The following is a 6,599-nucleotide window of genomic DNA, read 5'->3' as shown; positions in this document are numbered from 1 at the left end:
ACCGCCAGGTGGCAGAATGGCAACCATTAAAGTGTAATCTGCGCTGATTACTGTGCATTCAAGACTTTTGCCAAAATCTCCAAACAGATAATAGGCACCAGCAAATAATGTTCCCTGTCCTAGAATTTCTCTAATAGCACCTAATACAAACAGTACGATAAAGAAACCAATACCGTTTCCAAGTGCATCAAACAATGATGGAAGAATAGAGTTTTTTCCTGCATATGCTTCAGCTCTTCCCATAATAATGCAGTTTGTAACAATAAGAGCAAGATAAATACCAAGCTGAGCGTACAGTTCAGGGAAATAAGCCTCAACGTAGAATTTAACTGCAGTTACAAGTGTTGCAATAAAAAGCACATATACAGGTATTCTTATTTCTTTGAAAATAAGTTTTCTTATAGCAGAGATAATCAGTGAACTTAGTGTTAGTACTAAAAGTGTTGCAATACCAAGTCCAATAGCAGAGCATGCTGATGTTGTAACAGCAAGCAGAGGACAAAGACCTAGTAATTGGCAAAGTCCTGGATTATTTGACCAAAGACCTTTGAAAAAATCCTTTAGCATTGATTTAAAGTCATTGCCATTTTTATTCTCAGAGCAAGGTTTCTTTGTACCTTCTGTATATTCGATTTCTTTGTTAATTTCTGACATATTTTCCTTAATTCATTCTGCATTTATTAAGTTTTACTGTATCTATTTTTTCAAGCTCTTTTAAAGCATTGTAAGTTGCAAGTACTGTAGCTCTTGATGTAACGGTAGCACCTGTAAAGTAATCAAAGTCACCGCCATATTTCTTTACATCCCACTTTGTATCTTCAAGACCAAGATTATTAAACTGATCAAGGTAGCTGCCATGAGCTCTGTCTACCTTGTCGCCAAGTCCTGGAGTTTCCTGTGAAAAGAAAATATCTGCTTTATAGACTTTTTTATCTTCTGTAAAACCAGCAATCATGACAAGCGGATCTGAATAACCAAGATTTGTCTTGTAGGTCATTACATAGCCTTTTATATGGTTATCCAAAGCTGCAACATAAAGTTTGTTGTTTCTGCCAATATACTTGCTGTTCTTTAAGCTGTAGCAGACAATTTTAGTTTTATTGTTCAATGCATCATTTGGTAGTAGTGATTTAACTTTGCCTTCAATAGAATTAGACTGATTCTGTGCAATAATTGATGCAGTTGATTTATCAACAGCCAAAATGCCACTGACACAGATAACACCAGTTAGAGTAAGACTTAAAGCACTCAAAAGTGATCTTTTTGTTTTTGAAAATCTGACTCTCTTTTCTTTATTTTCTGTATCTGACAGAAGAATTTTTTCAAGGTTCTTATTAGCCATACTAGTGTTTTCCTCTGTATTTAATACCATAGGCTCTACGTTTAGTCAGAACATCAATTAGCGGAGCACAGGCATTTGAAAGCATAACAGCAAATGCTACAGTATCATTGTATGAGCCGAATGCTCTTAGGAAAACAATTAAAAAGGCTAAAAGAATAGCAAAGTAAATTCTTCCTTTAGATGTACCAGCATTTGTAACAGGATCAGTCATGATGTAGAAGGCACAGATCATGGTGCCACCAATTAAAAGACCGTCAGTTACGCTCATAAAGTAACCTGGGTACAGCTTGTGCATTACAAACTGAATAAGAATGAATGCAGCAAAGAAAGCAACCACCATTCTGATGATAATTATTCTAAAGCTCATCAGTACGATGCCACCTATGCAGTAAGCGATAAACAGAGCAAGATATGCCTGATATTTTGCAGATGTAAATTCATGACCGTCAAGACGGTTAAGCTCACCTTGCTTTCTGTAGGATTTGATAGCATCAAGATATGTTGCACCAGACATGACATCTACCTTATCAAGTAGCTTTGTTGCCATAGTCAAAGCATCATTTGACTCCTGATTATCATCGCTTATTGTCATTGCATCTATCTGATTTTGCACTAATTCCTTTGAAGCTCCCCTATAAATGATAGAGTAGCTTTCAGTGAGTGTTGCAGCCTTATATGCCTGAGGAGCTGGAGATACATAGCTTGAGCCTACAATGCCGGGACATGAAATCATAATGAATACAAATCCTGCCATAGCTGGATTGAATATATTCTGACCAAGACCGCCAAAGATAACTTTAACTATAAGTATTGCAAATACTGTTGCAACAACAGAGTAGTAACATGGCAGCATTGGTGGCAGTGTAAGGGCAAGAATTAAGGATGTGACAACAGCTGACAGATCGCCTACATTTCTTGATATTTTCTGATGCCTTAAAAGTGAAACTAAAGCTTCAAGAACAACTGCTGTAATGGTACAGTTTAAAAACTGAAAAATAATACCAAAACCGAAGTAGTAAATTTCAACTCCTACAGCAGGTATTAATGAGAGCAGTACAATAAGCATGATCCACTGTGTAGTCATGCGTGCTTTTAAATGTGGAGCTGTTTCGAGTCCTAACAGCTGCTTAACTCTTCCTTGTGACTGAGAGATATTCATAATTATTTTTTAGTACGTATTGTTTTCTTTTTTAATGCTTTTGGTAAAACGATTTCTTTCTCAACATCAAGATTATGAGACATGAGAACCTGTGGAATTACTTTTTTAGGCTCAGGATTCTGAAGGGAATCATCAGGCTCTAAACCTACAAGTTTAGGTTTATTATCAGATGGAGGGATCTCATCATAGGTTTTTATGTCAAGACCAATATCTTTTCTACCTGCTGATTTTCTTAAAAAGTCGGGCAATTCAAGTATCTTTTCTTCCATATTATCAGTTTTAATCTCATCTGTAATAATATTACTTTCTGGGAGAATTGATTTTTCCTGGCGTCCTTGATGCATTGCAATTTCTTTTGCACGCATTTTTGATAATTTTAGTTTTTCAAGACGTTCCTTTTCAGAGACATCAGAAGACATTTCATCAGTCTTCTTACCTGCAAGCATAGCTTCTTTTCGCTGTTTTGCAAGTAATTTTGCCTCTTCAAGAGCTTTTGCTTTGGCTTTTGCAAGCTCTTCTGGAGTCATCTTGGCTTCAGCTTCCTTTTGAGCCTTGATTTTTTCAAGTGCTTTTTGTTTTCTTAGCTGACGCTCTTCTTCCTCTTTCTTTAAGCGAAGCTCTTTGTCAAGCATTCTCTGTTTTGCTCTTGCATTACGAACTTCAGCATCATAAATATGCTTTTCAACAGCTTTTTCATACCTGAACTGTGCTGTCAGAGGAATGAACGATGGGCATACATAAGAACATGCTCCGCACAGTGAACAGTCAAAAATACCTGCCTTCTGGCATGCAGCATGGTTATGAGCCTTAGATTGAGAATACATCTGATATGGAACTAGTCTTGAAGGACAGACTCTTGCACAGCGACCGCATCTTATGCAGTTGGAACTTTCCTTTAATCTTGGAATCTGCTCTGTAGTAGGAGCAAGAACACAAGAATTTGACTTTGTAATAGGTACATCAATTGTTGGCAGAGTAAAGCCCATCATTGGGCCACCTAATATGATTCTTTGATGGTATTCTGGATTTAGTCCAAGATTAGATAAAAGGAATCTTACAGATGTTCCAAGACGAACTCTGATGTTTGCCTTTCGTTTTAGTGAATCACCGGTAACTGTTACAACTCTTGATGTAACAGGAATACCGTCAACAATAGCCTCTTTGATACTCAATACAGTTGCTACATTGTTGATTACAATACCTGCCTCTGAAGTATGTGCCTTGTAAGGAATTTCAATGCCCGTAACAGCTTTTATGACGTTTCTTGCTGCACCTGTTGGATATTTGGTTGGTAGAATTCTAATAGATGCAATATCTGAAAGTGCCTGGGTCATCGCTGCAATAGCGTTTTTCTTGTTGTCTTCGATTGCAACAATGGTGATTTTAGGATTCAGGATCTTCTTTAGGATCTTTATTCCAAGAGCAATATCAGTTGCTTTTTCCTGCATCAATCTGTCATCACAGGTAATTGCAGGCTCACACTCACATCCATTGATAATTAGAACATTGATACTTTCAGGATTTGCTCTTACAGCTGATGAGAGCTTTGCCTCAGTTTGGAACTGAGCACCACCCATACCTTCAACACCAAAGTCTTTTATTCTTGCTAACAGAAGTTCTCTATCTTTGTTTTCCCAGTCTGTAATAGGACTTGAATCAACAGCTTCATCAAATCCGTCTGGTTTAATGGTTATGCAAAGACCTGTATAGCCACTTGGATGAGGCAGAATTTCCTTTGAAATTGAGCTAATTGTACCTGATGTGGAAGCATGTACAGGAACAAGTCTTGATTTTTCATTTGGCTGTGTAAGTTTCTGACCTCTTTTTACATGGTCACCTACATTAACAAGGATCTCACCATCATCACCTAGATGTTTTTCAATTGGCAGACAGATAAGAGAAGGTAGCTTCAGTTCTACTATTACAGAATCTGAAGTATCCTTCATCTCCTTTGGTTTGATTCCTCCAAAGAATTTGAATATTTTTTCCTGTGCTATTTTTTTTAGCTGTTTTGATGACAGTATCATTTAGTTATTTCCGTTTTTTATCTGCACTGCATGAATATTCCAGTCAAAGTGGGATAGATTGTGCTCAAGGCGGATCATTTCAATACATTCTTCAGGGCATGCCTTTACACACTCATCACATCCTATGCATTCTTCTGTATCAACTACATGAGGCTGTTTTAAAATACCAGTGATTGCATCAACAGGACATTTTCTCTTGCATTTACCGCAACCGTTACACTTGTTATCATGAATATAGGCAACAGTTCTAGGAGAGAACAGCTCTGATTCATAATCCTCACCTGCGCAGAGTTTTGTACCAAGCATTGAGGCAAGCTGTTTTGCAACATCAGCACCTGCAGGCTTACATAGATTGCAGGCGCACTCCCCCTTAGACAGAGCATCTGCATATGCATTACATCCAGGATAACCACACTGACCGCAGTTGATTCCAGGAAGAAGAGTTAAAATTCTTTTTGTTTTAGAATTCTCATTGTTTGATCCAAGACCAGATAAAAAGGATAAAACAATACCGCAAACAAAGAGTGTTAAAGCAAGATAACAAATAAACTCATGTTCCATTATGCCGCACTCCCTGCAAATCCTGCAAAGCCCATGAAAGCAAGTGATAAAAGTCCTGCAGTCACCAGTGCAATTGCTGTATTCTTAAATGGTTCTGGAACATCTGAAATTGCAAGTCTTTCTCTTATAGCTGCAAATATTACAAGTACCAGTGTAAAACCAAGACCTGCACCTGTTGTAAATGCAAGACACTCGGACAGAGAAAACTGCAGTGACTGCTGAAGAAGAACAAGCCCCAAAACAACACAGTTTGTTGTAATTAGAGGTAAGTAGATACCAAGAGCATTGTGCAGTTCATAAGATAGGTTATAAATTATGATTTCAACAAGCTGAACTGTTACTGCAATGACAACAATATCCATCAGAAGTTCTAGTGATTCTAAATGGTAGTATGCAAGTACGTAATGATTTACAAAATAACAGCTCATTGATGTTATCAGTAAAACAAAAGTTGTTGCAAGGCCCATTCCTGCTGCAGATGAAATCTTGTTAGATACACCAAGAAAAGGGCACAATCCTAAAAATCGTACAAGAACAAAGTTATTGACTAAAGCTGCGCCAAAAAATAAAAACAGTAAATGTGTCATATGTACCAGTGAAAAAATTTATATACAACTGAATATAATAACGCAACTTTTTCAAATTTAAATGAAAAAATTTATATAAAAATTCAGTATTGTTTTTAGCTATTACAGAAGATAATCATTGATTATATAAGACAGTCAGATTTCTTTTGATATAATGCTCTGATAGTTATATATAGCAGAAAGCAGACTGTATATCATTTATTTTTCTTTTGTTAAAGATCAGATCTAATTTGAATTATCAGAAAAAAGGAATACAAAATGTATTCCTTTTTAAGCATATTCAATGAGATATAGATGCTATCTGCCTAGCATTTTTTTGAAAGATGCATCAACAGTGTCGTATGCAAACTGATAATTTTCATTTAGATCAAGCTTTTCACGGATTGTAGCTTCGGCAATTCTTGGATATGATTTTGCGTTTGGATCAACCTTAAAGAAGCTTAAGTGAACAAATTTTGTTAAATGAGGTCTTTTACTTCTTGTTGAATATTTCATGAAGTGAGAGCAGTTAATCTCTTCAGCCTGAGAACGTGAGAAAACAGTTGCTGTTTTTAAATTGTTGTCCTTTGCTATTTTTACAAATAGTTCGCCATATTTCTCGCTCATTTTATTTGAGTATTTTTCAGGCATTACAATGCATAACTTAGAAATCTGAGCACTATCATCTGCACTCATAGGTCTTGTATTACTTCCTGCACAGCCAGTAAGAACAAGTGGTAAAACAGCGCTTAGAGCTAATAAAGTCTTTTTTATCATAAAATCTCCAATTGGTGAAAAATTGATGTACTTATAAGATAATCTTGTTTATGTGATTATAATGTATTTTTATGAAATACAAGGCTTAATATTAGTTCATCATGTGATTGATATCAAAGACTTTTTTTATGAAGAAATTAAATAAAGAATCTATTGAAACACTTTTT

General features: G+C 36.1%; 7 protein-coding genes. All 7 read right to left on the bottom strand.

Annotated elements, in window-relative coordinates:
• The coding region (locus tag ACJML3_RS03540; RefSeq protein WP_406020673.1) for an electron transport complex subunit E at window positions 1-654 on the bottom strand (654 nt) is incomplete at its 3' end.
• 7 nt (window positions 655-661) lie between these two features.
• Window positions 662-1,342, bottom strand: a complete 681-nt coding sequence (locus ACJML3_RS03535; RefSeq protein ID WP_406020671.1) for an RnfABCDGE type electron transport complex subunit G — start codon at window positions 1,340-1,342, stop codon at window positions 662-664.
• A gap of 1 nt (window position 1,343) precedes the next feature.
• Window positions 1,344-2,501: an RnfABCDGE type electron transport complex subunit D gene (locus tag ACJML3_RS03530; protein ID WP_406020669.1), complete on the bottom strand. Its 1,158-nt coding sequence runs from the start codon at window positions 2,499-2,501 to the stop codon at window positions 1,344-1,346.
• Window positions 2,502-2,503: 2 nt separating this feature from the next.
• Window positions 2,504-4,528, bottom strand: coding sequence for an electron transport complex subunit RsxC (rsxC, locus tag ACJML3_RS03525; RefSeq protein ID WP_406020667.1), 2,025 nt, complete (start codon window positions 4,526-4,528; stop codon window positions 2,504-2,506).
• The gene (locus tag ACJML3_RS03520) at window positions 4,529-5,089 is read right to left on the bottom strand and encodes an RnfABCDGE type electron transport complex subunit B (RefSeq protein WP_406020665.1); all 561 of its coding nucleotides are present in this window, start codon (window positions 5,087-5,089) and stop codon (window positions 4,529-4,531) included.
• Complete coding sequence (gene rsxA, locus ACJML3_RS03515; RefSeq protein WP_219935820.1) at window positions 5,089-5,676, bottom strand: electron transport complex subunit RsxA; 588 nt, start codon at window positions 5,674-5,676, stop codon at window positions 5,089-5,091. Before rsxA ends, ACJML3_RS03520 begins: the two co-directional genes overlap by 1 nt.
• 297 nt (window positions 5,677-5,973) lie before the next feature.
• A complete protein-coding gene (locus tag ACJML3_RS03510) occupies window positions 5,974-6,432 on the bottom strand; it encodes a hypothetical protein (RefSeq protein ID WP_288135712.1) in 459 nt (152 codons plus the stop codon).
• Between the last annotated feature and the right edge of the window lie 167 nt (window positions 6,433-6,599).

Origin of the sequence: Succinivibrio sp., from assembly GCF_045124615.1 — a bacterium.
Taxonomy (GTDB): Bacteria; Pseudomonadota; Gammaproteobacteria; order Enterobacterales; family Succinivibrionaceae; genus Succinivibrio; species Succinivibrio faecicola.
The sequence above is the reverse complement of the archived record's forward strand: the minus strand, read 5'-3'. Positions and strand labels throughout refer to the sequence as shown.

What these genes read in the sequence shown, in the direction of transcription:
- ACJML3_RS03535 (WP_406020671.1), bottom strand. Translation starts at nt 1,342, where the DNA reads ATGGCTAATAAGAACCTTGAAAAAATTCTTCTGTCAGATACAGAAAAT.
- ACJML3_RS03530 (WP_406020669.1), bottom strand. Translation starts at nt 2,501, where the DNA reads ATGAATATCTCTCAGTCACAAGGAAGAGTTAAGCAGCTGTTAGGACTC.
- rsxC (WP_406020667.1), bottom strand. Translation starts at nt 4,528, where the DNA reads ATGATACTGTCATCAAAACAGCTAAAAAAAATAGCACAGGAAAAAATA.
- ACJML3_RS03520 (WP_406020665.1), bottom strand. Translation starts at nt 5,089, where the DNA reads ATGGAACATGAGTTTATTTGTTATCTTGCTTTAACACTCTTTGTTTGC.
- rsxA (WP_219935820.1), bottom strand. Translation starts at nt 5,676, where the DNA reads ATGACACATTTACTGTTTTTATTTTTTGGCGCAGCTTTAGTCAATAAC.
- ACJML3_RS03510 (WP_288135712.1), bottom strand. Translation starts at nt 6,432, where the DNA reads ATGATAAAAAAGACTTTATTAGCTCTAAGCGCTGTTTTACCACTTGTT.